This is a genomic window from Micromonospora sp. NPDC048907 (assembly GCF_055586885.1).
Genome location: NZ_JBVJHI010000009.1, coordinates 152510 through 177062, shown reverse-complemented (window position 1 = coordinate 177062; position 24553 = coordinate 152510). Strand labels below are relative to the sequence as shown.

Annotated in this window: 28 protein-coding genes and 1 tRNA gene; 11 read left to right on the top strand and 18 right to left on the bottom strand. The window is 74.2% G+C overall.

The genetic code is table 11. The features are described from left to right. Positions 1-48 precede the first annotated feature (48 nt). A complete protein-coding gene (locus ACZ6PY_RS27205; protein ID WP_466076986.1) occupies positions 49-759 on the top strand; it encodes a class I SAM-dependent methyltransferase in 711 nt (236 codons plus the stop codon). Positions 760-798: 39 nt separating this feature from the next. Here the strand turns inward: ACZ6PY_RS27205 and ACZ6PY_RS27200 are convergent, their stop codons facing one another. Next, entirely contained in the window at positions 799-1332 is a 534-nt protein-coding gene (locus tag ACZ6PY_RS27200) for a YbhB/YbcL family Raf kinase inhibitor-like protein (protein WP_466076983.1), read from the bottom strand. Positions 1333-1456: 124 nt separating this feature from the next. Between ACZ6PY_RS27200 and ACZ6PY_RS27195 the strand changes: the two genes are divergently transcribed. Together ACZ6PY_RS27195 and ACZ6PY_RS27190 are read left to right on the top strand one after the other, a co-directional pair. Further along, a complete protein-coding gene (locus ACZ6PY_RS27195; RefSeq protein WP_466076980.1) occupies positions 1457-1906 on the top strand; it encodes a hypothetical protein in 450 nt (149 codons plus the stop codon). Next, positions 1903-2256: a DUF5615 family PIN-like protein gene (locus ACZ6PY_RS27190; protein WP_466076978.1), complete on the top strand. Its 354-nt coding sequence runs from the start codon at positions 1903-1905 to the stop codon at positions 2254-2256. Before ACZ6PY_RS27195 ends, ACZ6PY_RS27190 begins: the two co-directional genes overlap by 4 nt. A 15-nt stretch (positions 2257-2271) precedes the next feature. Here the strand turns inward: ACZ6PY_RS27190 and ACZ6PY_RS27185 are convergent. Further along, positions 2272-2358 (bottom strand) — tRNA-Ser (locus tag ACZ6PY_RS27185). Positions 2359-2455: 97 nt separating this feature from the next. Here ACZ6PY_RS27185 and ACZ6PY_RS27180 point away from each other — a divergent pair. After that, positions 2456-2995: an AAA family ATPase gene (locus ACZ6PY_RS27180; RefSeq protein WP_466076975.1), complete on the top strand. Its 540-nt coding sequence runs from the start codon at positions 2456-2458 to the stop codon at positions 2993-2995. Between the two features lie 9 nt (positions 2996-3004). Then, positions 3005-3979: an NAD(P)H-quinone oxidoreductase gene (locus ACZ6PY_RS27175; protein WP_466076971.1), complete on the top strand. Its 975-nt coding sequence runs from the start codon at positions 3005-3007 to the stop codon at positions 3977-3979. A 3-nt stretch (positions 3980-3982) separates the two neighbouring features. On the opposite strand, the gene soxR is transcribed toward ACZ6PY_RS27175, so the two are convergent. Next, positions 3983-4441: a redox-sensitive transcriptional activator SoxR gene (soxR, locus tag ACZ6PY_RS27170; protein WP_466076967.1), complete on the bottom strand. Its 459-nt coding sequence runs from the start codon at positions 4439-4441 to the stop codon at positions 3983-3985. Positions 4442-4487: 46 nt separating this feature from the next. On the opposite strand from soxR, the gene ACZ6PY_RS27165 reads away from it, so the two are divergent. Next, positions 4488-5180, top strand: coding sequence for a transketolase (locus ACZ6PY_RS27165; RefSeq protein ID WP_466076964.1), 693 nt, complete (start codon positions 4488-4490; stop codon positions 5178-5180). 11 nt (positions 5181-5191) lie between these two features. Beyond that, positions 5192-6085: a transketolase family protein gene (locus ACZ6PY_RS27160; protein WP_466077104.1), complete on the top strand. Its 894-nt coding sequence runs from the start codon at positions 5192-5194 to the stop codon at positions 6083-6085. 69 nt (positions 6086-6154) lie between these two features. Here the strand turns inward: ACZ6PY_RS27160 and ACZ6PY_RS27155 are convergent, their stop codons facing one another. The 7 genes from ACZ6PY_RS27155 to ACZ6PY_RS27125 all read right to left on the bottom strand — a co-directional run bounded on the left by ACZ6PY_RS27155 (position 6155) and on the right by ACZ6PY_RS27125 (position 12754). Then, a complete protein-coding gene (locus ACZ6PY_RS27155; protein WP_091316602.1) occupies positions 6155-6862 on the bottom strand; it encodes a glycosyltransferase family 2 protein in 708 nt (235 codons plus the stop codon). A gap of 182 nt (positions 6863-7044) precedes the next feature. After that, a complete protein-coding gene (locus ACZ6PY_RS27150; RefSeq protein ID WP_466076961.1) occupies positions 7045-7650 on the bottom strand; it encodes a hypothetical protein in 606 nt (201 codons plus the stop codon). 56 nt (positions 7651-7706) lie between these two features. Next, a complete protein-coding gene (locus ACZ6PY_RS27145) occupies positions 7707-9152 on the bottom strand; it encodes a sensor histidine kinase (protein ID WP_466076958.1) in 1446 nt (481 codons plus the stop codon). Continuing rightward, on the bottom strand, positions 9145-9837 hold the full coding sequence (locus tag ACZ6PY_RS27140) for a response regulator (protein ID WP_466076954.1): 693 nt from the start codon (positions 9835-9837) through the stop codon (positions 9145-9147). The genes ACZ6PY_RS27145 and ACZ6PY_RS27140 overlap by 8 nt, the downstream gene beginning before the upstream one ends. Before the next feature lie 69 nt (positions 9838-9906). After that, the gene (locus ACZ6PY_RS27135; protein ID WP_466076951.1) at positions 9907-10419 is read right to left on the bottom strand and encodes a hypothetical protein; all 513 of its coding nucleotides are present in this window, start codon (positions 10417-10419) and stop codon (positions 9907-9909) included. Positions 10420-10561: 142 nt separating this feature from the next. Next, positions 10562-11539 (bottom strand): phosphotransferase, encoded by a 978-nt coding sequence (locus tag ACZ6PY_RS27130; protein ID WP_466076949.1) that lies wholly within the window; start codon positions 11537-11539, stop codon positions 10562-10564. A gap of 42 nt (positions 11540-11581) precedes the next feature. Next, complete coding sequence (locus ACZ6PY_RS27125) at positions 11582-12754, bottom strand: thiolase family protein (protein ID WP_466076946.1); 1173 nt, start codon at positions 12752-12754, stop codon at positions 11582-11584. Between the two features lie 99 nt (positions 12755-12853). Between ACZ6PY_RS27125 and ACZ6PY_RS27120 the strand changes: the two genes are divergently transcribed. Beyond that, entirely contained in the window at positions 12854-13288 is a 435-nt protein-coding gene (locus ACZ6PY_RS27120; RefSeq protein WP_466076943.1) for a PH domain-containing protein, read from the top strand. Between the two features lie 6 nt (positions 13289-13294). On the opposite strand, the gene ACZ6PY_RS27115 is transcribed toward ACZ6PY_RS27120, so the two are convergent. Together ACZ6PY_RS27115 and ACZ6PY_RS27110 are read right to left on the bottom strand one after the other, a co-directional pair. Beyond that, positions 13295-14242, bottom strand: coding sequence for a rhomboid family intramembrane serine protease (locus tag ACZ6PY_RS27115; RefSeq protein WP_466076941.1), 948 nt, complete (start codon positions 14240-14242; stop codon positions 13295-13297). A gap of 25 nt (positions 14243-14267) precedes the next feature. Beyond that, positions 14268-14798: a peptidylprolyl isomerase gene (locus ACZ6PY_RS27110; RefSeq protein ID WP_091316574.1), complete on the bottom strand. Its 531-nt coding sequence runs from the start codon at positions 14796-14798 to the stop codon at positions 14268-14270. Between the two features lie 84 nt (positions 14799-14882). Between ACZ6PY_RS27110 and ACZ6PY_RS27105 the strand changes: the two genes are divergently transcribed. After that, the gene (locus tag ACZ6PY_RS27105) at positions 14883-15686 is read left to right on the top strand and encodes a hypothetical protein (protein ID WP_466076938.1); all 804 of its coding nucleotides are present in this window, start codon (positions 14883-14885) and stop codon (positions 15684-15686) included. 67 nt (positions 15687-15753) lie between these two features. On the opposite strand, the gene corA is transcribed toward ACZ6PY_RS27105, so the two are convergent. Continuing rightward, a complete protein-coding gene (corA, locus tag ACZ6PY_RS27100) occupies positions 15754-16902 on the bottom strand; it encodes a magnesium/cobalt transporter CorA (RefSeq protein WP_466076935.1) in 1149 nt (382 codons plus the stop codon). 366 nt (positions 16903-17268) lie between these two features. After that, positions 17269-18363, bottom strand: a complete 1095-nt coding sequence (locus tag ACZ6PY_RS27095; protein WP_466076933.1) for an aminotransferase-like domain-containing protein — start codon at positions 18361-18363, stop codon at positions 17269-17271. A gap of 199 nt (positions 18364-18562) precedes the next feature. Here ACZ6PY_RS27095 and ACZ6PY_RS27090 point away from each other — a divergent pair, with 199 nt between their 5' ends. Continuing rightward, positions 18563-19441, top strand: a complete 879-nt coding sequence (locus tag ACZ6PY_RS27090; protein WP_466076930.1) for a 3'(2'),5'-bisphosphate nucleotidase CysQ — start codon at positions 18563-18565, stop codon at positions 19439-19441. Positions 19442-19545: 104 nt separating this feature from the next. Then, positions 19546-21204: a glycoside hydrolase family 26 protein gene (locus ACZ6PY_RS27085; protein WP_466076927.1), complete on the top strand. Its 1659-nt coding sequence runs from the start codon at positions 19546-19548 to the stop codon at positions 21202-21204. Positions 21205-21261: 57 nt separating this feature from the next. On the opposite strand, the gene ACZ6PY_RS27080 is transcribed toward ACZ6PY_RS27085, so the two are convergent. Genes ACZ6PY_RS27080 through ACZ6PY_RS27065 form a run of 4 tightly spaced genes read right to left on the bottom strand, consistent with a single transcriptional unit; the run spans position 21262 to position 24312 of the window. Continuing rightward, positions 21262-22176 carry a glycosyltransferase family 2 protein gene (locus ACZ6PY_RS27080; protein WP_355636656.1) on the bottom strand — a complete coding sequence of 305 codons (915 nt, stop codon included), beginning with the start codon at positions 22174-22176 and terminating at the stop codon, positions 21262-21264. After that, positions 22173-23201: a sulfotransferase family protein gene (locus ACZ6PY_RS27075; RefSeq protein WP_466076924.1), complete on the bottom strand. Its 1029-nt coding sequence runs from the start codon at positions 23199-23201 to the stop codon at positions 22173-22175. Before ACZ6PY_RS27075 ends, ACZ6PY_RS27080 begins: the two co-directional genes overlap by 4 nt. Next, entirely contained in the window at positions 23198-23779 is a 582-nt protein-coding gene (locus tag ACZ6PY_RS27070) for a glycosyltransferase (protein WP_466076921.1), read from the bottom strand. The genes ACZ6PY_RS27075 and ACZ6PY_RS27070 overlap by 4 nt, the downstream gene beginning before the upstream one ends. A gap of 56 nt (positions 23780-23835) precedes the next feature. Then, the gene (locus tag ACZ6PY_RS27065) at positions 23836-24312 is read right to left on the bottom strand and encodes a glycosyltransferase family protein (RefSeq protein ID WP_091265599.1); all 477 of its coding nucleotides are present in this window, start codon (positions 24310-24312) and stop codon (positions 23836-23838) included. Positions 24313-24553: the final 241 nt, after the last annotated feature.

The window sequence follows — 24553 nt, the reverse complement described above, 5'->3', positions numbered from 1 at the left end:
ACTCTGTCGGTCCAGGCGCGGGTCAGTCATATCGTGAGGAATCGACGCATGGCAGATATCACTGGGGATCAGCGCGTCCAGTCGGAGGTGCTGGAGGGCCTCGCGACGGCGGTCAACCACCGTCGCTGGTTCGTCGAGCTCGCCGTGCCCTACCTCGGTGACAACCCCATCGAGATCGGCAGCGGGCTCGGCGACTACGCCCTCGAGTGGGCCGAGCACCTGCCCCGGATCACGGCCACCGAGGCGGACCCGGACCGCCTGGTCCGGCTCAAGGAACGGCTGGCCGAGCACCCGGGCATCGAGGTCCGGCAGATGCTGCTGCCGCACTCCGAGCGGGGCGACTACAGCGCGGCGGTCTCGTACAACGTGCTGGAGCACATCGACGACCACGTGGGCGCGCTGCGGAGCATGCGCGACCTGGTCCGTCCCGGCGGCGCGGTGATCATCATCGTGCCCGCGTTCCAGTTCGCGATGAGCCCGGCGGACGTCGCCACCGGCCACGTCCGGCGCTACACGAAGAAGACCCTGGCCGCGGCGATGACCGAGGCGGGCCTCACCGTGGAGAAGATCCACTATGCGAACGCCCTCGGCCTGATCGGCTACTTCATGGCCACCAAGGTCTTCCGGCTGATGCCGAAGGAGGGCCCGATGGTGAAGGTCTACGACACCCTGGTCCTCCCGGCCACCAAGGCCGCCGAGCAGCGCGTCCGGCCGCCGTTCGGCCAGTCCGTCTTCGCGGTCGCCCGCGTCCCGAACTGACCGGCACGGGGCCTCCGCCGGCGCGGAGGCCCCGTCCCCTCACTCCTTGACCTGGTACGTCGGGCGGATGACCGCCCGGGCGAGGGTGTGGAAGGCCAGGTTGAAGCCCACGTACGCGGGGCTGGCCCCCTTGCCCACGTCGAGCCGCTCCACATCCACGGCATGCACCGCGAACACGTAGCGGTGCGGCCGGTCCCCGGCCGGCGGGGCGGCCCCGCCGTAGCCGGTGTCGCCGTAGTCGTTGCGGATGCTGAAGGCGCCCCCGAGGTCGCCCTCGTCGACCGCGGTCGGCAGCTCGGTCACCGAGGCGGGCACGTCCACCAACACCCAGTGCCAGAAGCCGCTGCCGGTCGGCGCGTCCGGGTCGAAGCAGGTGACCACGAAGCTCTTGGTCTCGTCCGGGAAGCCCGACCAGGCCAGGTGCGGGGAGACGTTCTCGCCGCCGGCGCTGCCGTGCGCGTACCGGGCGTCCATCGGCTCGCCGTTGTGCACGTCGTCACTGGTGAGGTTGAACGACGGCACCGTCGGCAGCAGCTCGTACGGGTCCGGGGCGATCGGTCGTTCCAGGCTCATCGAAACGGTCCTTCCGGGTGCGCGAATGTCCTGCACCTTCATACCCCTTCCGCAGGCCGGATCGAACCGGAAGCGCCCGGCGTCCGGGTCCTCACGCTCCGGCCAGGGTGGCTACACTGTAGTCATGAGTAGTCCCCGGAGTGTCCGCTTCGACGAGGGCGTCCTCGCTCGCCTGGACCGCTACGTGCGTGAACACCCGGGCTCCTCGTCCTCGTCGGTGGCGAACATGTTCGTCGACGAGTCGCTCCGCACGTACGAGCATCCCGGTGTGGTCTTCCGGGCGGGGCCGGCCGGTCGACGCGCCGCCCTGAACGGCGGTCCGGACGTCTGGGAGGTGATCGGCGCCCTGCACGCGGTCCGCGCCGAGTCGCCCGACCTGGAGGGCGAGGAGCTGGCCGCGGAGCTGATGGAGGTCACCGGCCTCGGCCGTGACCAGATCGCGACGGCGCTCCGCTACTACGCCACCTACTCGGCCGAGATCGACCTGCTCATCCGGGCCAACCACGAAGCCGCGGAGCGGGAGGAACGACTCTGGCAGGCGGAGCAGGGCCTGCTGGGGCGCCCGCCGGCATGATCGGCCTGCTCCTCGACGAGATGTATCCGCCCGCGCTCGGCCGCCGGTTGCGGGAACGGGGCCACGACGTGCTCGCCGCCCTGGACCTGGAGGTCGGTCTCGCCTCGCGGTCGGACGAGGACGTACTCGCGTGGGCGGCCCGGCACCAGCGCTGCGTCGTCACCGAGAACATCGCCGACTTCGCGCGGATGGCGGCGTCGACGCCGCACGCGGGAATTGTCTTCGTCTCGGCGCGGCGCTTCCCCCGGACCCGGGGCGGCCTGATCCGGCTGGCTTCCGCGCTCGACGCGATGCTGGCCGCGAAGCAGGTGCCCGGCCCGGACGGGGTGAGCTGGCTCGCCGAGAGGTGACCGGCCGGTCAGGAGCGGAGGGTGTGGGATTCGAACCCACGAAGACATCGCTGCCTTACCGGTTTTCAAGACCAGCGCCATCGGCCACTAGGCGAACCCTCCCTGCCACGTCCCCGACGGGGTACGCGGCCGTGCCTAGTCTGCCACGGCCGGTGAAATGGGCGAGCCGCCATCCCACCCCTGCTGTCAGGATGCTCCCGTGTGGGAGACCCCGGCGGTGGTGCTGATCAGCGGGATCATGGCGGCCGGCAAGTCCACTGTGGCCGAGCTGCTGGCCCGGCGGCTGCCGCGCGCCGTGCACCTGCGCGGGGACGTGTTCCGCCGCATGATCGTCAGCGGGCGGGCGGAGATGACGGCCGGCCTCACCGACGAGGCGTGGCGGCAGCTCCGGCTGCGCTACGACCTCGCCGCGTCGGCCGCCGACCGCTACGCCGCGGCGGGCTTCACCGTGGTGCTCCAGGACGTGGTGCTCGGTCCGGAGCTGCCGGCGCTTGTCGAGCGGATCCGGCACCGGCCGCTGGCCGTGGTGGTGCTCGCCCCCCGTGCCGACGTGGTCGCCGCCCGGGAGCGGGCCCGGCCCAAGCAGGGGTACGGCGACTGGCCGGTGGCCGACCTGGACGCCGACTTCCGGGCCACCACGCCGCGGATCGGGCTCTGGCTGGACACCTCGACGCAGACGCCGGAGGAGACGGTGGACGAGATCCTGGCCCGGGCGTGGACGGCGGGCCGGATCGGGTAAGACTGGGGCATGCACGCGATCACGATCCCGAAACCCGGTGGACCCGAGGCTCTCGTCTGGGCGGTGGTGCCCGACCCGGAGCCCGGCCCGGGCGAGGTGGTGATCGAGGTGTGTTCCAGCGCGGTGAACCGGGCCGACCTGCTGCAACGCCAGGGGCACTATCCGCCGCCGCCGGGCGCGCCGGCGTACCCGGGGTTGGAGTGTGCCGGGGTGGTGGCCGCGGTCGGGCCGGAGGTGACCGGCTGGTCGGTGGGCGACGAGGTGTGCGCGCTGCTGGCCGGCGGCGGGTACGCCGAGCGGGTCGCCGTGCCGGCCGGCCAGTTGCTGCCGGTGCCGGCGGGCGTCGACCTGGTCGACGCGGCGGCGCTGCCCGAGGTGGCCTGCACGGTCTGGTCGAACGTGGTGCAGCTGGCCCGGCTGGCCGAGGGCGAGACGCTCCTGGTGCACGGCGGCGGCAGCGGCATCGGCACGTTCGCCGTCCAGCTCGGGGTGGCGCTCGGCGCGACCGTGGTGGTGACCGCGCGGGCGGCGAAGCACGAGCGGCTGCGCGAGCTGGGTGCCGCGCACACGATCGACTACGCGGAGCAGGACTTCGTCGAGGAGGTGCGCCGGTTCACCGACGGCCGGGGCGCGGACGTGATCCTGGACATCATGGGTGCGGCCTACCTGCCGGGGAACGTGGCGGCGCTGGCCACCGGCGGCCGGCTCGTGGTGATCGGCATGCAGGGCGGCCGCAAGGGCGAGCTGGACCTGGGGGTGCTGCTGGCGAAGCGGGCCTCGGTGCACGCGACCGCGTTGCGCTCCCGCCCGCTCGCCGAGAAGGCGGAGATCGTCCGGGGCGTCCGCGAGCAGGTGTGGCCGCTTGTCGAGTCGGGGCAGGTCCGGCCGGTCGTCCACGCCCGGGCGAAGATGGCCGAGGCCGCCGACGCGCACCGGCTGGTGGAGACCAGCGACCACGTGGGCAAGGTGCTGCTGGTCCGCTGACGGTCAGGCGGCGTCGGGCCCGGGGCGGGGGAGCACGAGCCGGGCGCCGGCGCCCTCGGCGGCGAGCGCGTCCCCGGGGTTGTAGAGGGTGCAGCGCTGCAACGACAGGCAGCCGCAGCCGATGCAGCCGTCGAGGTCGTCGCGGAGCTTGCCGAGCAGCCGGATCTTCTCGTCCAGCCGCTCGCGCCACGCGCGGGAGAGGGCGGCCCAGTCGTCGGGGGTGGGGGTCCGCCCCGACGGCAGCGAGTCCAGCGCCTCCCGGATCTCCTCCAGCGACACACCGACCTGCTGGGAGATCCGGATGAAGGCCACCCGGCGCAGCTCCGTGCGGGCGTAGCGGCGCTGGTTGCCGCCGGTCCGTTCGGCACGGATCAGCCCGAGCCGCTCGTAGTAGCGCAGCGCGGAGGGAGCCACGCCGCTGCGGTCGGCGAGCTGGCCGATGGTCAGGGTTGCTTCGTGCATCACAGGGCCTTGAGTTGAAGTGCGCTTCAACTCCGAGGCTATCCGCATGACGACGACAACCGCCACCGACCCCGCACTGCTGGGGGCGCTGCTCGACCGGGTACGCGCCGGTCGCGAGTTCGCCGCCAACGTGTACTCGACGCTGGACGTGCTCCAGGTGCTCTACGACCGGGTGCTCCGGATCACCCCGGCGACCGCGGACGACCCGGACCGCGACCGCTTCCTGCTCTCCAAGGGGCACGCGGTCGCCGGCTACTACGCGCTGCTCGCCGCCAAGGGCTTCGTCCCGGCGGACTGGCTGGACGACCAGGGCGGCCCGGAGAGCCGGCTCGGCGACCACCCGGACCGGCTGCTGGTGCCCGGGGTGGAGATCGGCTCCGGGTCGCTCGGCCACGGCCTCGGCCTGGGCGTGGGCACCGCGCTGGGGCTGCGGGCCCAGGGCCGCACCGACCCCCGGGTGTACGTGCTGCTCGGCGACGCCGAGCTGGACGAGGGCTCGAACCACGAGGCGATCGCGTACGCGGGCGCCACCGGGCTCGGCAACCTCACCGCGGTCGTGGTGGACAACGGGTCGGCGAGTCACGGCTGGCCGGGCGGCGCGGCCAGCCGGTTCACCGTCAACGGGTGGACCGCCGCGACGGTCGACGGCCGGGACCACGCGGCCCTGCACACCGCCCTGACCGGGCACGACCACCACCGGCCGCACGTCGTCGTCGCGGTCGTCACCGACGGGGAGTGAGCATCATGACCATGCGCGAGATCTTCGTGACCGCCGCCGAGGAGGTGCTGGCCGACCCGCGCACCACGATCGTGCTGGCCGACATCTCGGCCGCCGCGTTCGCCCCGGCCGCCGCGCGCTACCCGGACCGGGTGATCAACGTGGGCATCCGGGAGCAGTTGATGATGGGCGTGGCCGGCGGGCTGGCGCTGACCGGGCAGCGGCCGATCGTGCACAGCTACGCGCCGTTCCTCATCGAGCGGGCGTACGAGCAGATCAAGCTGGACCTCGACCACCAGGGGGTCGGTGCGGTGCTGGTCAGCGTCGGCGCGTCGTACGACCGGGCGGCGGCGGGGCGGACCCACCTCGCGCCCGCCGACGTGGCGCTGATCGACACGCTGAACGACTGGACCGTGCACGTGCCCGGCCACCCGGACGAGGTGCCGGGTCTGCTGCGCGACGCCGTGTGCGGGCGGGGTTCGGCGTACCTGCGGCTGTCCACACAGACCAACGCGCGGGCGTACCCCGAGGCCGGTGACCTGCGGGTGATGCGGGACGCCGGGCCGGGCGCGCCGCTGCTGGTGGCCGTCGGGCCGCTGCTGGGCGCGGCCCTCGCGGCGGTGGCCGACCGGCCGGTCACGGTGGCCTGGACCCACCGGCCGCGCCCGTTCGACACGGCCGGGCTGCGGGCGCTCGCCGGCACCGAGGTGATCCTGGTCGAGCCGTACCTGGCGGGCACCTCGGCCCGGGTGGTCGGCGCGGCGCTGGCCGACCGGCCGCACCGGCTGCTCACCCTCGGGGTGGGCCGGTCGGACCTGCGCCGCTACGGCACTCCGGAGGACCACGACCGCTGGCACGGCCTGGACGCGGCCGGTCTGCGCCGCTCGGTCGACGCGTTCCTCACCCCGGCCCGCGCGGCCGCCTGACCGCCGAGACGACGGGACCCCGCCACACCGGACTGGGCCGGGGTGCGGGGTCCGTGTCGTGCGGGGGCGTCAGCGGGCGGCGGGGCCGACCGGGCGGCGGCGGGCGCGCTCGCGGGCCAGGATCCAGATCGCCTCGACGCCGTCCTTCCAGGTGATCTTCTTGCCCTCCTCGCGGCCCCGGGCGCGGTAGCTGATCGGGACCTCGTAGGGGCGGATGCGCTGGCGGAGCAGCTTGCCGGTGACCTCGGCCTCCATGCCGAAGCCGCGCGAGCGGACCTGGAGCGAGCGGTAGAGCTCCAGCGGCATCAGCTTGAAGCAGGTCTCCAGGTCGCCGATGTACGAGTTGTAGAGCACATTGGCGGCGAGCGTCACGCCCTTGTTGCCCATCACGTACCAGAAGCTGTAGGAGCTGTGGCTCCCGAAGGTCCTGTTGCCGTAGACCACGGTGGCCCGGCCGTCGAGCACCGGCTCGAGGAGCCGCGGGATGTCCTGCGGGTCGTACTCGAGGTCGGCGTCGAGGATGACCATGTACTCACCCTCGGCGTTGTCGACGGCGGTCTTGATCGCGGCGCCCTTGCCGGCGTTGCGCTGGTGGGTGATCACCCGCAGCCGGGCGTCGTCCACCCGGCCGAGCACCTCGCCGGTGCCGTCGCGGCTGCCGTCGTCCACGACGACGAGTTCGATCTCGCACGGGTAGTCCACCGCCAGTGCCTGCTTGAGGGCATCCGCGATGCGTTCTTCCTCGTTGTAGACCGGCATGAGGATCGAGAGCTTCACGGGTTCTCCACGGTGGCGGCGGCAGGTCGGGGCCTAGCCTAACCCGGCTGGTCGCCGAGGTCACCACAGCCTGCCCCCGGTCTGGGCGACATCCCGGCGCCGCCCGTCCGATAGGCCGGAGAAGTGCCCATCCGCACCGGCCGGGGGCCGGCGCGGTCGCGCCGGCCCCCGGTGTTTCCGCGTTACTTCTGCTTGACCGGAACCACGATCAGCCGGGCCACCCCGTTGTCGCCGTCCTTCGCGCCGGCCACGCCGACCGTCGAGCCGACCGTGATGTCGCTGGACTGCACGGTGGTGCGCCGCTCGACCACGCGGAGCTTCTCGTCGAAGGTCCAGGTCATCGAGAAGCCGTCGGTCGACTTCACGGTCATCGACTTCGCGTCGATCGCGGTCACCTGGCCGCGCTGCACGGCGACGGACTTCGTCCCGCCGTCCTTGGTCTGCACCACGACCTCGCCGTGCAGGGTGTTCTTCCGCAGCAGCACCCGGGCGCGGTGCCGCTTGCGCCACTCCTGCGCCCGCTCCCGCTTGTCCTGCGGACCGGCCTTCTCACCGGGCGCGCCGGAGGCCGAGGGCGCCGGGGCGGCGACCGGGTCGAGGTCCAGCTCACCGGCGTCGACACCGAGCGCGGCCAGCGCCTGGCCGTCCGCGCCCAGGGCGGCGGCCACCTCGACGGCGGTCTCCCTGGCCGAGTCCTGCGCGACCTGCGCCGGGCCGCATCCGGCGAGCCCGAGCGCGGCCGCGGCGAGCAGCGCGGTGACGCCGGTGACGATTCCCTGACGTGCCATCAGTGTTCCTCTCGTCCGTGGTGCCGCCAGCCTCCCCCGTGAGCGCGAGCGGATCGTCAGGCCGATGTTCGGGTCAGGTAAGGATCGCCGGGCAGCCGGACGGCGAAGGCCGCGCCGCCCTCCGGGGCGTGCCCGGCCGTGATGTCGCCGCCGAGCCGCCGGACCAGGCCGGCGGCGAGGGCCAACCCCAGGCCGCTGCCGACCTTGCGCACCCCCCGGTACCGCTGGTGCAGTGCCCCGCGCTCGAACGCGACCGCGAGGTCGTCGTCGGTGAACCCGGGTCCGCCGTCCCGGACCTCGACGAGGCCGCCCGCCGCGGGGTCCGCGCCGGCCGCCCGGACCGCGAGCACCACGGGCGCCCCCGGGGGTACGACCCGCAGCGCGTTCTCCAACAACCCGTCCACCACCTGCCGGATCCGCCCCGGATCGGTGTACGCGGGCACCGGCCCGTCCGGCGCCTCCACCCGGAACGGCACACCGACGGCCGCGCACCGGTCGGACCAGGTGCGCGCCGCGTCGGCGGCGAGCCGGGTCAGGTCGACCGGCCCGGGTTCCAGCGGGAAGTCGGCGGCCTCCAGCCGGGCCAGCGCCAGCAGGTCACTGACCAGCCGGTCCAGGTGCTCGGCCTCGGCGAGGACGGTCCGGCCGGTGGCCGGCACCCCGTCGGCGTCGATCACCCCGTCGGCCAGCGCCTCGGCGTAGCCGCGGATGGCGGTGAGCGGGGTGCGCAGCTCGTGCGAGACCGAGAGCAGGAACTCGCGCTGCCGCCCCTCGCTGGTGGCCAGCGCGGCAGCCAGCCCGTTCAGCGCGTACGCCAGGTCGGCCACCTCGTCGGGCGGTTCGACAGGCACCCGGACCGCCCGGTCCCCGGCGCGCAGCCGCGCGGCGGCGGTGGCCGCGGTCCGGATCGGCCGGGCCAGCCGGCGGGCCAGCAGCAGGCCGGCGGCCACCCCGGCGCCGAGGCCGGCGAGCATCGGCAACCAGAGGCTGAGCAGCACCTGCCGCCACGGCCCGTTCCGGGTCGGCCGGGCCAGCACGACGCCGTCCCCGCCGGGCAGCGCCCGCCCCTCGACCAGGGCCCGTTCGCCGGCGACGATCCGCCGGCCGGAGACGTCCCGGCCGGCGGCCAGCCGGTTCACCACGGGCGGGGGCAGGCCGGCGTGGTCGGCCTGGCCGGCCCGGATCAGGTAGACCTCGATCTGCTGCTGGCGGAGCTGGCGGATGAGCCGGTCCCCGGCGTTGTCCCGCTGGCGCGCCGCGCGGACCCGGAGCACCTCGGCGGCGAGCCGGGCCTGGGCGGCCAGCGCCTCCTGGTCGCGCCGCTCCGCCCCGCGCACCGCCAGGGGCACCGCGACCAGCGCGGTGACCAGCACCGACACCAGCGCCACCGCGCAGGTGACCAGCACGGCGCGGGCGGTCAGGGTGTGCGCGAACCGCCGCCGGGGCGGGGCCGGCGGGCCGGACCCGATGACCGGCAGCGCGACGGTGGGCTGTTCAGGCATCGGCCGCGTACCCGACGCCGCGGTGGGTGCGGATCACGCTGGCCGGGCCGAGCTTGGCCCGCACCTGCGCCACGTGCACGTCGACGGTCCGGGTGCCGGCGTGTGCCGCGTACCCCCAGACGCCGGCCAGCAGTTCCTCCCGGGTGAAGACCCGGCCCGGCCGGGCCATCAGGTGCGCGAGGAGGTCGAACTCGGTGGAGGTGAGCTGCACCGGGGCGCCGGCGGCGGTGACCGTGCGGCGGGCGGGGTCGAGGGTGACCGCGCCGACCACCCGGGGCTGCTCGGCCGTGGCGGGCGCGCCGGCGGTGCGGCGCAGCACGGCCCGGACCCGGGCGACCAGCTCGCGCGGGCTGAACGGCTTGGTCACGTAGTCGTCGGCGCCCAGCTCCAGGCCGACGATCCGGTCCACCTCGTCGTCGCGGGCGGTGAGGAAGATGACAGGCGTCCAGTCGCCGGCCTCGCGCAGCCGCCGGCACACCTCGGTGCCGGCCAGGCCGGGCAGCGCGATGTCGAGCACGCAGGCCACCGGGCGCAGCCGCCGCGCGGCGGCCAGCCCGGCCGCCCCGTCGCGTTCCAGGTGTACGCCGAACCCGTCCCGGCTCAGGTAGAGCCGGACCAGGTCGGCGATGGCCGGCTCGTCCTCCACCACGAGGACGAGCCCGCGCGGCGCGGCGTCGGCGGTCACCGGCCCATGATTACCGACCGGGGGCCGCCCGGAAGGTCAGGAGAGTGTTCGGATTCGGTAAGGAGCCGGTCAGCGGACCGGCGCGGGGCGGAACACGGCCGGGCGGGCGGCCGCCGGCGGTTCGCCGATGGTGGCGACCAGCCGCTCCGCGGGCGTCCGGAGCCGGGTCCGGAAGGCGTGGTTGAGCAGGGCGTCGAGCTGCCACACCTGCTTCGGGTGGTGGGTCCGGATGAGGAACCGCTCCCGGACCCCGTCGATCGCGGTGGCCGCCAGCTCCAGGCTGTGCGACCGGGGGTCGGGGCTCCAGGTGACGTTGCTCAGTTCGCGCAGCTCGGTGTTGAGGTGCAGGCGCAGCCGGTGCAGCACCCGGGTCTGCCGGGTGACCACCAGGCGGCGGTGGGTGAGCAGCATGAGGTAGTCGCCGCCGATCGGGTGGTCCGGGCGGCTGCACCGGGTGACCAGGATGGTGGCGTCGCCGGAGCCGACGCACCGGCGGAAGACCGGCATGTGTCGGCTGACGGTCTGGGTCGCCAGACCGGTCTCGGCGGCGGCCGGAAGGAACGTTCGCGAGAACACGTCCATGCAAGATGCAACGAGCATGTGAGCAGGGGTGATATGGGTCACTCCCGATTTCTGGAAGTTCCACCCGTGCAAATCGCACCCGATGTGCGACGGTCGGCGGGCCGCCGGCCGGCAGCGTGCCCGCCGCATTGGGATCGCCTGGTCAGACCGGGCTGCGGCCGAAGAGCTCGCCGAGCCAGCCGGGCACGGCGGCGGCGTACTCGGCCCGGGCCGGGTCGGGGGTGGCCAGGGCGCGCCGCCAGGACAGCGAGCGGCTCACCGTGGCGACCGTCATGGCCAGGCCGGCGGCCTCCCGCAGGGCGGCCCGGTCGTACCGGTCGGTCCACGCCTCCAGGTAGGCGTCCCGCAACCGGCCCAGCACCGGATCGCCAGGCGTCAGACCGGTGCCGTGCGCCACCGAGTTGAGCGTCACGAGCAGGGTGCCGAAGGGGTGGGCCACCGAGGCGTCCCCCCAGTCGAAGAAGCGGTAGCCGTCGTCGGTGGCGAAGACGTTGCCGTCGTGCAGGTCGTCGTGCTGCACGCTGGCCGGGACGCCGAACTCCGCCAGGCGGCGGCAGGTCGCGGCGAACTCCGGCCGGTACGCGCGCAGCCGCGCGTGCAGCTCCAGGGTCAGCCCGTCCGGCTGGCCGAGCAGCAGGGCGTCGGAGTCGTCGAGGAGCCCGTCGAGGAGTTCCGGCATCAGCTCCGGCCGGTGGTCGGGCACGCCCGCGGCCAGCAGCCGGTCGACCCGCGGCGCGACCGCGATCTGCAACGCCGCGTACGCGGGCAGCACCCGTTCCCAGCGGCTCAGGTCCCCGGCGAGCACGTCGCGCAGGCTCGGACCGCCGTCGGGCAGCAGCGACCAGCCGCGCGCGGTGTCCACGGCGAGCGGGTCGAGCACGGTGCCCGGGGCGAGCCGGGCCAGCTCGGCCAGGAGCGCCGCCTCGTAGCGGGTGCCCGGGTTGTTGGCCTTGAACCAGACCGGGCCGGCACCGGTGGGCACCCGCCAGACCAGCGACCAGGGGCGGACCCGGGGCTCGACGGGCCCGGTCACCCGCCGGCCGTGCCGGCCCAGCGCGTCACCGACCCAGGCCAGCGCGGCGTCCTGCCAGGACGGACCGGACCAGTCGGGTGTCGTCACGGTCGGGACGCTAGGCGCTGCCCGCGGCGGCGGCCAGCGAATTCAAAGCAGCTCGACGATCGTGGCGTTGGCCATGCCGCCGCCCTCGCACATGGTCTGCAGGCCGTAGCGGATCCCGTTGTCCCGCATGTGCTGGAGCATGGTGGTCATGATCCGGGCGCCGGACCCGCCGAGCGGGTGACCGAGCGCGATCGCCCCGCCGCGCGGGTTCAGCCCCTCCGGGTCCGCCTCGGTCTCCGCCAGCCAGGCCAGCGGAACCGGGGCGAACGCCTCGTTCACCTCGTACACCCCGATCTCCTCGATGCCCAGCCCCGCGCGGCGCAGCGCCTTCGCGGTGGCCGGGATCGGTGCGGTGAGCATGGTGACCGGGTCGTCGGCGGCGACCACGGCGGTGTGCACCCGGGCCAGCGGGCGCAGGCCGTGCCGGCTGGCCCACTCGCTCGTGGTGACCGCGAGCGCCGCCGCCCCGTCGGAGATCTGCGACGCGGACCCGGCGGTGACCACGCCGTCGGCCTTGAACGGGGTGGGCAGCTCGCCCAGCTTGGCGAGCGACGTGTCCCGCCGGATGCCCTCGTCGGCGGTGAACTTGCCGCCGTCGGCCAGCGCCACCGGGGCCAGCTCCGGGTCGAACGCGCCGGCGTCCTGCGCGGCGGCCGCCTTCTCGTGGCTGGCGAGGGCGAACTCGTCGAGCTGGGTGCGGGAGAAGCGCCACCGCTGGGCGATCAGCTCGGCCCCGACGCCCTGGTTGAACGGGAGCGGGCTGTCCTGGGCGACGCCCTCGACGCCGCGGTAGCGCTCCAGGATCGCGGCGCTGAACGGCATCCCGCCGGCCACGCTGGAACCCATGGGCACCCGGGTCATCGACTCGACGCCGCCGGCGACCACCAGATCGGCCTGGCCGGAGAGGACGGTGGCGGCGGCGAAGTGCAGCGCCTGCTGGCTCGACCCGCACTGCCGGTCGACGGTGGTGCCGGGGACCGACTCGGGCCAGCCGGCGGCGAGGACGGCGTTGCGGGCGACGTTCCACGACTGCTCGCCGACCTGCGACACGCAGCCCCAGACCACGTCGTCGACCTGCTCCGGGTCGATGCCGGTCCGCTCGGCGAGGGCGCGCAGCACGTGCGCCGAGAGGTCGACCGGGTGGACGCCGGCAAGGCTGCCCTTGCGCCGCCCGACCGGGGTCCGGACCGCTCCGACGATGACCGCGTCACTCATGTCTACTCCCCGGTAACCTGGCTTGCCCCGATCCTACGTGCTGAGCCGGGCGGTCGCCCTCCCCCGTTCCCGGGGCCACCCGGCTGGCATGCTGGGGCGGTGACTCCACAGTCGTCCCCGGCGCCGCAGTGGCGGGTGTCGCCGGTGCTGCCGGCGGTCAAGGCGCTCGGCGCGCTCGTCCTGGTCGCGCTGGGCCTGCTCTTCGCCGCCGAGGACCGGGTCCAGCTGGTGCTCGCCGGGCTGGCCGCCGCCGCGCTGCTCGGCTGGGCGCTGCGCGACCTGGTCGCCCCGGTCCGGCTGGCCGCCGACCCGGAGGGGATCACGGTGATCCACGGCTACGCCGGCCGCCGGCGGCTGCCGTGGGCGGCCGTGGAGGCGATCCGGGTGGAACGGCGCACCCGGCGCGGGCTCACCGCCGAGACACTGGAAATCGACGCGGGCGAGTCGCTGCACCTGTTCGGCCGCTACGACCTGGACGCGCCGCCCGAGGAGGTCGCCGCCGCCCTGGAGGCCGCCCGCGCGGCCGGCCGCTGAGACCGGTCAGCCGGTCAGCGCGGCGGTGCGGACGAGGACCAGCCCGAGCAGCGCCACCAGCAGGATCGCCCCGCCGGCCGCCTGGAAGGCGGTCCGCCGCATCCGCGGGGCGTACGCCAGGACGAGCGCCATCAGCGCCCCGACCACCAGCCCGCCGAGGTGTCCGGCCACCGAGATGCCCGGCACGGTGAACGTGAAGATCAGGTTGATCACCAGGATCGGCACGATGGCGGAGGTGTCCCGGCCCAGCCGGCGCAGGATCACGAAGATCGCGGCGAACAGGCCGAAGATGGCCGTCGACGCACCGACGGCGGGTTGGTTGGGAGCGCTGAACAGGTAGACGGCGACGTTTCCGCCGAGCCCGGCGATCAGGTAGAGCGCCAGGAAGCGCACCGGCCCGAGCACCGCCTCCAGAGTCCGGCCCAGCACCCAGAGCGCCCACATGTTGAGCAGCAGGTGCGGCAGGCCGTAGTGCAGGAACATCGCGGTGACCAGCCGGTACCACTCGCCGGCGGCGACGCCGTGGGGCTCGCCGAAGGCGGTGTACGGGGCGTAGCCCAGCACCGCGCCCCAGTCGGTCAGCGGCGTCGAGCTGCCGAACAGACCGCCGAGGCCGGAGCCACCGAGAGCGCCGAGCCCGCCCCGGGCGGAGGCGATGGACAGCACCATCACCAGCACGTTCAGCGCGATCAGGGTCTTCGTGACGTAGCCCTGGCGGCCGGCGGCACCGCCCCCGAAGGCGGTACGCGCCGGCCGCACGGTGCGGCGTCCCTCGCTGACGCACTCCGGGCACTGGTGGCCGACGGAGGCGTCCCGCATGCACTCCGGGCAGATCGGCCGGTCACAGCGGGTGCACCGGACGTACGTCTCCCGATCCGGGTGCCGGTAGCAGACCGGAGTGATCGGCGCCGGCCCGCCTGTGGCGTCACCTGCCTGCCCGGAGCGCTCAGTCATGCGAGCAAAGGTACCCGCGTCACGCTCACGCCGGCTTGCGCTCGATCTCCACGCGCTCGATGACCACGTCCTGGAGCGGCCGGTCGCTCGGGCCGGTCGGGGTGTTGGCGATCGAGTCCACGACCTTCGCCGACTGCTCGTCCGCGACCTGACCGAAGATGGTGTGCCGGTTGTTCAGGTGCGGGGTCGGGCCCACGGTGATGAAGAACTGCGAGCCGTTGGTGCCCGGCCCGGCGTTCGCCATCGCCAGCAGGTACGGCCGGTCGAAGCGCAGCTCCGGGTGGAACTCGTCGGCGAACTTGTAGCCCGGGCCACCGCGACCGGTGCCGGTCGGGTCACCCATCTGGATCATGAAGCCGCTGATCACCCGGTGCGAGATGGTGCCGTCGTAGTACGGCCCGCTGCCCGGCTGGCCGGTGCGCGGGTCGATGTACTCCCGGGTGCCCTCGGCCAGCTCGACGAAGTTGCGGACGGTCTTCGGCGCGTGGTTCGGGAAGAGCTCCAACCGGATCGGGCCAGCGTTGGTGTGCAAGGTGGCGTAGACAGCCTCGGCCACGGGTACTCCTCACTCGTTGGTCAGTTCCATGCGGATCCTCCCATGTGCCCGATCTGGCCATGCGGAGGCATCCGAAGGTGGAGGATGACGAAGGAACAACTCCCAGGAGGTGGGACCGTGTTTGGAATCGGGCGGCGCAAGACCCGGGGGCAGCTCGCGAAGGCCGAGCTGAACCAGGGCATCGGTCACCTGAGGCAGGCCGCCGCGCACGCGGCGAAGGGTGCCGGCGCCACGGTCGGCCCGCGCGTCCAGGCGGCCCGGGGCGCGGTCGCGCCCACCGCGATCGTCGTCCGGGACCGGGCGTCGAGCGGCGTGGCGTCGACTGCCGCCGCGCTCGCGCCGCTGCTCATGGCGATGCGGAACGCGCAGGCCGAGGCCGCCGGCAAGGCCCTGACCGGCCGGAAGGCCGCCGCCGCCAAGCAGGCCGCGATGAGCAAGAAGGTGAAGGCGAAGAACATGAAGGCCGCGAAGAAGAAGCAGAAGAGGTCGCGCGGCATGACGACCGGCCTGCTGGTCGCCGGCACGGTCGCCGGCCTGGCCGGCGCGATGGCCATGCGCCGCCGCCGCGAGCAGCAGGAATGGGCCGAGTACGACCCGACGGGCAAGCTGGAGCCGATGCGGGAGGACGTGGACACGATCGTGGTGGAGACCCCCGACGCGACCGCGAAGGTCACCCAGGCCGGGCCGACGGGCGCCGGCAGCTCGGCCGTTGCCGGCAGCGGCAGCGCCTCGACCGCCACGTCGAGCAGCCAGCCGGTGATCCAGCCGAACGACAAGGTCCCCTCGGTCGCCGAGGGCGCCAGGGACGTGTCCGGCCGCCCGGCGGACGACGTCACCAAGGCCACCCAGAACGGCCGGAGCACCGCCAAGTCCAGCGGTCGTCGCTGACCCGACGGTCACGGAAAGCGCCGGCGTGCGGGGATGACCCCGCGCGGCCGGCGCTTCCGTCGGCCGGTCACAACCAGCCGTTGCGGCGGAACAGCCGGTAGAGCGTGAACGACGAGATCAGCATCAGCGCCCACACCCCCGGGTAGCCGTAGGTCCAGCCCAGCTCCGGCATGTTCTGGAAGTTCATGCCGTAGATGCCGGCGATGGCGGTCCACACCGCGCCGATGGCGGCCCACGCAGCGATCTTGCGCATGTCGTTGTTCTGGTCGACGGTGACCTGGGCCAGCCGCGCCTGGAGGATCGAGTTGAGCAGGTCGTCGTAGGAGTTCACCTGCTCGACGGTGCGGCTCAGGTGGTCCTGCACGTCCCGGAAGTAGCGCCGCACCTCCTGCGGCACCTCCCGGTTGACCTGCGAGGTGAGGGTGAGCAGCGGCCGCTGCAACGGCACCACGGCCCGCTTGAACTCCACCAGCTCCCGCTTCATCTGGTAGATCCGCTGGATCCGCCCGCTGCCCTGGCGGTCGAAGACGTCCGCCTCCAGCACGTCGAGGTCGTCCTCCAGCCGGTCGGCCACCTCCAGGTAGAGGTCCACCACCCGGTCGGTGACCGCGTACGCGACGGCCCACGGGCCGTGCAGCAGCAGGTCCCGCTTCGCCTCCAGGTCGGCCCGGACCGGCGACAGCCGGCAGGCGTCCCCGTGCCGGACGCTGATCAGGAAGTTCGGCCCGATGAAGAGCATCACCTGGCCGGTCTCCACCACCTCGGAGTTCTCGGTCAGCTCGGTGTGCTCGCAGTAGCGGGCGGTGCGCAGCACCAGGAAGGCCACGTCGCCGAAGCGCTCCAGCTTCGGGCGCTGCTGGGCCTTGACCGCGTCCTCGACGGCCAGCTCGTGCAGGCCGAAGGTGGCCGCGATCGCGCTCATCTCCTCCAGCTCCGGCTCGTGCAGGCCGAGCCAGACGAAGCCGTTCCGTTCCCGGCGGGCGGCGGTCAGGGCGTCGGCGTAGGTCCACTCGCCGGGCCGGCGCTCGCCGTCGACGTACAGGCCGCAGTCGACGATCCCGCTCCGGCCGGAGCCGGCCGGCTCGGTCGTACGCGGAGAGCCGTCGGCGTTGAGGATGCGGGACATGGCGCGTACCGGCGCCGCCCAGGCCCGTGGTCGGGGTGCCCGGTCGCCGTTCTGCGCGGCGCCGCGGTCGCGTGCCACCCGGTCCGTCATCTCGCCCCCTCTCCACGAAGCTGCGGCTTGCAGGTTACGCCGGTCGGGACGGGGCGCAGCGCGGGCGAGCACGGGGCGGCCGGCCGGACTGCGACCCGCGTCACCCCGGGCGGGAGCGGTGACGGCGCCGGGCGGGCCGGCCGCGTCAGGGGGGTGAGGGGCGACACGGCCCACCCGGCACCCATTTGGGGGCGGGGGTAGTGCTGTGCGCGCCGGCGGCCCGGACGGGGCGGCCCGTGGCCGCCCGGTCGGCGGACCGGTCACCGAGAAGGTGAGCGGCGCTCGCAGCATTGTGGGTCCCCGACCGGCCCAGCGGGAGAGCCGGACCGGTCGGTATCGCCTTTCTGTCGGGAACCCGACAGAAAGCTAGCCTCGGACGGACGCCATCGCCTCCGCCAGCCGCCGGACACCCTCGTCGATCCGGTCGGCCGTCACCGCCGAGAACGCCAGCCGCAGCGCGTGCCGGCCGCCGTCGATCATGAAGTCGCTGCCCTTGACCACCGCGACCCCGCGCTCCGCCGCCGCCGGGGCGAGCCGGTCGACCTCCACGTCCTCGGGCAGCTCGATCCAGAGGAAGTAGCCACCGTCCGGCTCCACGAACCGGGCCTCCGGGATGTGCCGGCGCAGCGAGTCGGCCAGCACCTCGGCGCGCTCACCCAGCGCCGTCCGCACCGTGTGGATCGACCGGTCGATCTCGCCGGAGACGCAGAACTGGTGCACGATCGCCTCGGACACCATGCCCGGCGAGATGTAGAGGTTGGTGGCCCGCTTGGCGATCTTCGCGATCACGTCGGGCGGGCCGACCAGGTAGCCGACCCGAACGCCCGGGCAGACCGTCTTCGTGAAGCTGGACGCGTGCACCACCACGCCCCGGGTGTCCATCGACAACATCGAGGGCAGCGGCTCCCCCCGGAACCGGATGTCCGCGTACGGGTCGTCCTCGAAGATCGTGAAGTCGTACTCGGCGGCGAGGTCCAGCAGCTCGCGGCGCTTCTCCAGGGAAAGCGTCACGCCGGCCGGGTTCTGGTAGTTCGGGATGACGTGGGCCAGCCGCGGCCGGACCCCCGACTCCAGCAGCTTGCGCAGCTCGGCGGTGTCCAGGCCGTCCGGCTGGATCGTCACGCCGTGGATCTCGCTGCCCATCTGCTGGAGGTTGAGCAGCGTCCGGTCGTACGTCGGGCGCTCGACCACCACCGCGTCACCCCGGCGGACCAGGTGGTCGAAGAGGAACGCGTCGGCCTGGAGCGACCCGTTGGTGATCAGCACCTGGTCGGCCTCGACGCCGTGCTTCTCCGCGATCCACTTCCGCAGGGGCGGGTAGCCGACGGAGGTGCCGTACGCCGTGATCCCGGCGGGGTCGGCGTCGAAGGCGCGGACGGCGGCGGCCTTGAGCCCCTCGACATCGACGATGTCCAGCGAGGGAGCCCCACGGGCGAAGGAGATCAGCTGCTCGGCGGTCATGCGCACGAGCCTAGGGCCTGGCCCGGCGGGTCCGACCGTCATACACGCGAAGTTCAACATGCGGGCGGCCGCTCCGTCCACCAGGGGCGACGCGGATTCGAAACGAGTTCACGGCTGTCTACCATCCGACCGGAAGCTGGCGCCGGGACCACCGGCCGCCGAAGGATTGCGGGTCGCGGCAGGCCCGGGGAGACAGGTGGTGAGGCTCGTGACCGAGGACGACGCCGGACGGCTCGACGACCAGCAGTTCGCGCAGTGGCTCGCCGGGCGGGCGGGCGAGGCGCTCACCGGGCTGCGGGACCGGCAGGGCTTCGCAGACCCGAAGGCGCTCAAGGACGCCGGCGACCGCGCGTCGCACGAGCTGATGACCGCCGCGCTGGCCCGCTGGCGGCCCGCCGACGCGGTGCTCTCCGAGGAGGAGGCCGACTCGCGCCGGGCCTGGGCGGACGGCGAGCGGGCCCCCCGGCACGACGCCGACCGGGTCTGGATCATCGACCCGCTGGACGGCACCCGGGAGTTCTCCGAGGCCGGGCGGGACGACTGGGCGGTGCACGTGGCGCTCTGGCAGCGCTCGGCCGCGCCGGACGGCGCCCTGGTCGCCGGTGCCGTGGGCATGCCGGCCCGCACCACCGTGGACGGTGACCAGCTCATCCTCGGCACGACCTGCCCGACCCCGAAGCCGGCCGACGGCCCGATCCGGATCGCGGTGAGCCGCAGCCGACCGCCGGCCTTTGTCGGCGAGCTGGTCGAGATGCTCGGCGCGCAGGCCGTTCCCATGGGCTCCGCCGGGGTCAAGGTGTGCGCCGTCGTGACCGGCGAGGTCGACGCGTACGTCCACGCGGGCGGCCAGTACGAATGGGACAGCGCCGCCCCGGTGGCGGTGGCCCTGGGCGCCGGGATGCACGCGTCCCGGATCGACGGGTCGCCGCTGCGCTACAACCGGGCCGACCCCCGCCTGCCCGACCTGCTGGTCTGCCGCCCCGAGCTGGCCGACCGGCTGCTCGCCGCGATCGCCCGCACCGGGGTCGAGATGCCCGCTTCGACCGTCACCGACACCCCGGGTGGGGCGTTCGGCTGAGTGTTGCGGTACGCACGGCCCAGGTGACCGGAGGATATCGTTCGGTCGGAATGCACGTCCGACCTGAGCCCCGAGAGACGGGCCACCGCCAGCCAGGGAGGGTCATGCCGGCCGAGCGAGACCAGCACAACGCCTTCGGACAGCCCACCGGCCTCTGGCCGGGGCAGGACGTCCCGCGCCAGCAGGGCGCGCCCGTCCTGCCCTGGCCCGACGCCGCGCCGCCGGTGCCACCGGCCGAGGCCCGATCCGGCCTCCCCTGGCCGGAGGCCGGGCCCGGTCCCGCCGGCCCCGAGCCCCGGTGGGCCGGCGCCGACCGGGGTTACGCCTGGCCGGCCCGGCAGGCCGGGCAGCCCGACGCCGACCCGGCGGCCCGGGCCGCGGGCGTCGACCTGCCGTCGCACGGCGGGGAGTACGACTGGCCGCCACACGGCAACGGGCAGGACTGGCCGCCGCACGGCGGAGAGCAGGACTGGGCGCCACACGGCGGGCACACCGACCGGGCCGGGCACGGCGGGCCCGGTGACTGGGGGCCGCCCGCCGGGCCGGAGGCCGGCTGGGCCGAGGGCGCGCCGGCCGCCACCGCCACCCTGCCCGGGCCGCCGCCCGAGGTCGTCCCGGCCGAGCCGCGTCCCGCGGCCTGGCCCGGTGGCGCCGACCAGCCGCCGCTCCCGCCGGTCGCGCCGACCCCCACGCCGCCCGGGGGATCCCGGCGCCGGTGGCGGATCGCCGTCGCCGCGGCCCTCGTGCTCGCCGTCGCGGGCGGTGGCGCCGCCATCGCGACCCTCCGGCCCGATCCGACCCGGCAGGCCGGCGAGGCGCCGCGCACCGGCGGGCCGGCGCAGTCGGCCGGCCCGAGCGGCGCGGCCACGCCCGGCGCCGCCACCCCCAGCGCGGAGCAGGGCCTCGGCGGCAAGCCGGCCGCGTCGCCGTCGACCTCCGCCGGCACCACTCCCGGCTTCGCCGGCACCCGGCTGACTCTCCCCGGCGCGTCCATCGGCGTGCAGAACGGAGAGAGCTTCGGCCAGGCGCTCAGCCGCTCCGACCGGACCTTCGGCAAGCTGCGGATGGCCCGCGTCTTCTACCCCGGGCTGCCGCCGGCCTGGAACGGCAGCCGGGCCGACGTGGTGGACCGCACGGTGGTCGTCTCCTTCAAGGCCTCGCCGCAGGACATCAACTCCGGCAAGTACGACTCCCGGCTCGCCTCCTGGTTCGCCTCGATCCCGCGCGAGCACAACGTGTACTGGTCCTACTTCCACGAGCCCGAGGACGACGTCGAGCGCGGCGCGTTCACCACGGCGGCGTACCGGACGGCGTGGAAGCGGGTCGCCGGGCTGGCGAACCGGGCCGGCAACCCCAAGCTGATCAACACGCTGATCCTGATGTGCTGGACGCTCGACCCGAAGTCCGGGCGCAGCTTCGACGCCTTCTACCCGGGCGGCGACGTGATCGAGACGCTCGGTTGGGACTGCTACAACTGGGGCGCCAAGTGGAAGCGGTACGCCCCGCCGCAGGAGATCTACGGCGAGATGATCAGCAAGTCCAAGGCGCTGGGCAAGCCGTGGGGCGTCGCGGAGACCGGCAGTGACCTGGTGCCGGGCGACTCGGGCAGCGGGCGCGCCAACTGGATCCGCTCGATGACCGGCTTCCTCAACGGCCAGCGGCCGGAGTTCGTCGCGTACTACAACCAGGTGGTCAGCCAGGGCGACTTCCGGCTGCTCGACCAGCCGAGCATCCAGGCGTGGAAGTCCTTCTGCGTGGCCTGACCCGGCACACGAAACGGGCGGGCGACCGGCTGGTCGCCCGCCCGTCGCACGTACGGCTCAGATGCCCCGGCCGCGCTTGTGCAGGGTGCGCAGCACCCGGTCGGCCTGCACGGCCCGGCTCGCCACCGCCAGCGCCAGGTAGGCGCGCGGCTCCCGCGGGTTGCGCGCCAGCGTGCGCCGGGCCCAGCGCACGGCGTCCCGCCGGTTGCCCATGGCGGCCTGGGCGAAGGCGATCTGACCGGCCACCCGCGCCTCGCCGTGCGGCACCGTGGCGAACTCCGGATAGCGGCGCAGCAGCCACTGCAACGCGGTGGAGATGGTCTCCCAGCGCTGCGCGAAGTACGACCGCTTGTGCCAGCGGACCAGCACGTACGGGCTCTCCACATTGACCAGCGGGGCGTACCGGGCGGCCCGGAGCAGGAACTCGTAGTCCTCCGCGTAGCTGCCCGGGATCTGCTCGTCGACCAGCCCGATCGCGTCGAGCAGGGCGGCCCGGCGGATCAGGAACGTGGACGGGTGCAGCTCGGTGAGCCGGTCGCGCAGCAGCGCCTCCAGCGACACCCGGGAGCGGTCCAGCGAGCGGTCCACCGTGCGGTCGTCGTAGCTGACCCGGATGCCGCAGCTCACCAGGGCGCCGTCCGGGTGCACGTCGAGCGCGCCGAGCTGGGCGGCGAGCTTGCCGGGCAGCCACTCGTCGTCGTCGTCGCAGAACGCGACGAGGTCGCCGGTGGCCGCCTCGATGCCGGTGTTGCGCGCCCCGGCAAGCCCCGGGCTGCGGGTGTTGGTGATGACCCGGACCCGCCGGTCGCCCCGGTCCAGCTCCAGCGACCGGTCCGGCTCGGACTGGTCGTAGACCACCACGGCCTCGATCAGGCCGGGGTGCGCCTGGCTGAGGATCGCGTCGAGTGCCGCGCGCAGCAGCTCCGGACGGTCCCGCGTCGGTACGACGACCGAGATGCTCGGCCCACTCATGCTTTCTCCACGGACTCGTCGGAACCCCGCTGGCCCAGGTAGCCGTAGCGGACTCGGAAGGGGAGCGTGGCCAGGCTGACCACGGCCCGGCTGCGGCGCGGCAGGCGGCTCCGCCACGCCTCGTCCCGCCGCACGGTCAACGGCCCGCCGCTGAACCGCAGGGGATTGCCGGCGACGCTGTGCGCGCGGAACGGGGCGGCGGGAGGCGACGGCTCCAGGTCGGGGCGCGGCGTCAGACGCGCCGAGCTGGAGCCGTCGGAGGTGAGGATGCGCAGCGCCTCGGGGTCGTCCGGCAGGCCGGCGAACTCGCGCAGCCGCCGGACCGTGCCCGCCGGGTCGGCCGTGAAGTCCTCGTAGCGCAGCCGGAGCACCTGAGCCCGGGCGGCGAGCAGGTGGAACGCGGCGTTCTGCGCGGTCCACAGCTTGCTCACCTCGAACGGCGAGAAGGTCGGCATGAAGTCCTCGCCGTCGACCACCTCCGGCCGGCGCACCTGCTTGCCCCAGGAGTACGCGACCGCCCGGCTGTCCCGGACCAGGTGCAGCACCCGCAGGTCGAGCCCCTCGGCCCACCGCAGCGCGAAGGCGAGCGAGGCGTGCTTGCTGGAGTCGACCACCACCCGGGCGCCGGTCGCCGCGAGGGCGGCCCGGTAGATGCGGGTGTAGAGGTCGGCGTAGCGGCGGACGTCGGCGAGCTGCTCGGCGGAGAGCGAGTTCTTCGCCAGCCGGGGGATGTGCCGGGTCCGGTCGACCCGGTCCTTGAGCGCCAGCACGTCGTCCCGGTCGACGGCGGACCAGCCGCCGAACGCGTGCTCACCCACCCGCTGCCAGAACGGGCAGGCGGTGAAGCGTTCGCCGCAGCCGCACCGCTCGTCGGCGCCGAGCGCGCGTTCCCAGAGGTGCACCACCTCACCGACCGCGCAGACGTCGGCACTCTGCGCCAGCAGCAGTTCCAGCAGGGTCGAGCCGCTGCGGCCGAGGCCGCCGACGAAGAGGACGCGGGGCTCGGCCGGCTCCGGGGCGCTCACCGGCGCCGCCCGCCGGCGCGCTGGCTCACCCGGCCGGCCACCAGGCCGTCGATCACCGCGCCGACCCGGGCCACCGCTTCGGCCCGCGGATCGGGCCGGCCCGGGTCCGCGGCCAGGACGAACCGGGCCGGGTCGGCCAGGCCCTCGTCGAGGGCGGCGACCAGCTCGGCCTCGGACTCGCAGAGACGGACCATGCCCGCCGTGCCGAGCCGCCGCGAGAACAGCTGCTGGTGGTTGTCGACGTGCTCGTCGTGGGTCGGGTCGCGGGGGACCACGATCGGCAGGTGGCCGGTCCGCCGGGCCTCGGTGATGGTGGCCGGACCGCCGTGGCTCACCACCAGCGTGGCCTCGGCCATGGCCCGCTGAAGCTCCTCGTGGCCGAGGAACGGGGTGGCCTCGGGCAGCGCCGGCGGGCGGCTGTGGCCGTACTGGAGGACGAGCCGGACACCCGGCCGCGCGGCGTGCCACCGCTCCAGCCAGCCGACCAGCCGGTCGAACCGGTGCACGTCGGTGCCGACGACGACCAGTACGTACGGCGCGGGGCGCCCGTCACGCTGCCGGGGAACGTGCGCGCTCACAGCGTCACCTTCGTTTCGCGACTGCGGGGCTCGCAAAACCGGCTCACTCCTCGCGCTCACAGGAGGTTCCCCACGACGGTCGCCTCCGGGTACATGCGGCGCTGCTCCTCCCACTGCACGAGCATCGCGGAGAGGAAGGGGCGGCAGAGCCGGGCGGTCAGCGTCGCGCTGTCGATGCGGTCGTAGACCTCGATGTAGACCGTCGGGATCCGGCGCAGCCGGGCCGCGACCACGAACGGCAGGGCCACCCCGGCGCCGGTGGTCACCACGGCGTCGACGCGGCGGCGGCGGATCACCTTCAGCGCGAGGAAGGCGTTGCGGACCAGGTTCCGGACGTTCCGGGTGGTGGGGTGGTGGGCCCAGACCACGTCCTCACCGTCGAGCAGCGAGCGGGCGTCCGGGGTGTCGAACGTGACCCACGCCCGACGCCGCTCCCGGTACCACGGCTCCAGCGCCAGGAGCTGGGCGAGATGTCCGCCACTGGAGCCGACCAGCAGGACCTGCCCCGAGTCGTCGATTGACCCGCTCACCAGAATGTTCCTCCCCGTTACGCCGCGACCACGTCCGGATTTTCGTGAATGACCCACGGACGCGCCATGACAACCTACTGGCGCGGGGTGGACAACTGAAGGGGCCGTTGGACGGATCCCCTCCGGCCGGTCGGGTCACCCGGGGATTCCCGTGCACGGGATCCGGCGGAGCCTGCGAGGACCGAGGTCAGCACGGGTTCCATCGCCATGGCGGGCCGGGCCAACCGCGCCGGCCGATGTGTGT

Bases quoted from the DNA above. Each gene is read 5' to 3' on its own strand.
- ACZ6PY_RS27205 (WP_466076986.1), top strand. From the start codon at position 49: ATGGCAGATATCACTGGGGATCAGCGCGTCCAGTCGGAGGTGCTGGAG.
- ACZ6PY_RS27200 (WP_466076983.1), bottom strand. From the start codon at position 1,332: ATGAGCCTGGAACGACCGATCGCCCCGGACCCGTACGAGCTGCTGCCG.
- ACZ6PY_RS27195 (WP_466076980.1), top strand. From the start codon at position 1,457: ATGAGTAGTCCCCGGAGTGTCCGCTTCGACGAGGGCGTCCTCGCTCGC.
- ACZ6PY_RS27190 (WP_466076978.1), top strand. From the start codon at position 1,903: ATGATCGGCCTGCTCCTCGACGAGATGTATCCGCCCGCGCTCGGCCGC.
- ACZ6PY_RS27175 (WP_466076971.1), top strand. From the start codon at position 3,005: ATGCACGCGATCACGATCCCGAAACCCGGTGGACCCGAGGCTCTCGTC.
- soxR (WP_466076967.1), bottom strand. From the start codon at position 4,441: ATGCACGAAGCAACCCTGACCATCGGCCAGCTCGCCGACCGCAGCGGC.
- ACZ6PY_RS27165 (WP_466076964.1), top strand. From the start codon at position 4,488: ATGACGACGACAACCGCCACCGACCCCGCACTGCTGGGGGCGCTGCTC.
- ACZ6PY_RS27160 (WP_466077104.1), top strand. From the start codon at position 5,192: ATGCGCGAGATCTTCGTGACCGCCGCCGAGGAGGTGCTGGCCGACCCG.
- ACZ6PY_RS27150 (WP_466076961.1), bottom strand. From the start codon at position 7,650: ATGGCACGTCAGGGAATCGTCACCGGCGTCACCGCGCTGCTCGCCGCG.
- ACZ6PY_RS27145 (WP_466076958.1), bottom strand. From the start codon at position 9,152: ATGCCTGAACAGCCCACCGTCGCGCTGCCGGTCATCGGGTCCGGCCCG.
- ACZ6PY_RS27135 (WP_466076951.1), bottom strand. From the start codon at position 10,419: ATGGACGTGTTCTCGCGAACGTTCCTTCCGGCCGCCGCCGAGACCGGT.
- ACZ6PY_RS27125 (WP_466076946.1), bottom strand. From the start codon at position 12,754: ATGAGTGACGCGGTCATCGTCGGAGCGGTCCGGACCCCGGTCGGGCGG.
- ACZ6PY_RS27115 (WP_466076941.1), bottom strand. From the start codon at position 14,242: ATGACTGAGCGCTCCGGGCAGGCAGGTGACGCCACAGGCGGGCCGGCG.
- ACZ6PY_RS27105 (WP_466076938.1), top strand. From the start codon at position 14,883: ATGACGAAGGAACAACTCCCAGGAGGTGGGACCGTGTTTGGAATCGGG.
- corA (WP_466076935.1), bottom strand. From the start codon at position 16,902: ATGACGGACCGGGTGGCACGCGACCGCGGCGCCGCGCAGAACGGCGAC.
- ACZ6PY_RS27095 (WP_466076933.1), bottom strand. From the start codon at position 18,363: ATGACCGCCGAGCAGCTGATCTCCTTCGCCCGTGGGGCTCCCTCGCTG.
- ACZ6PY_RS27085 (WP_466076927.1), top strand. From the start codon at position 19,546: ATGCCGGCCGAGCGAGACCAGCACAACGCCTTCGGACAGCCCACCGGC.
- ACZ6PY_RS27080 (WP_355636656.1), bottom strand. From the start codon at position 22,176: ATGAGTGGGCCGAGCATCTCGGTCGTCGTACCGACGCGGGACCGTCCG.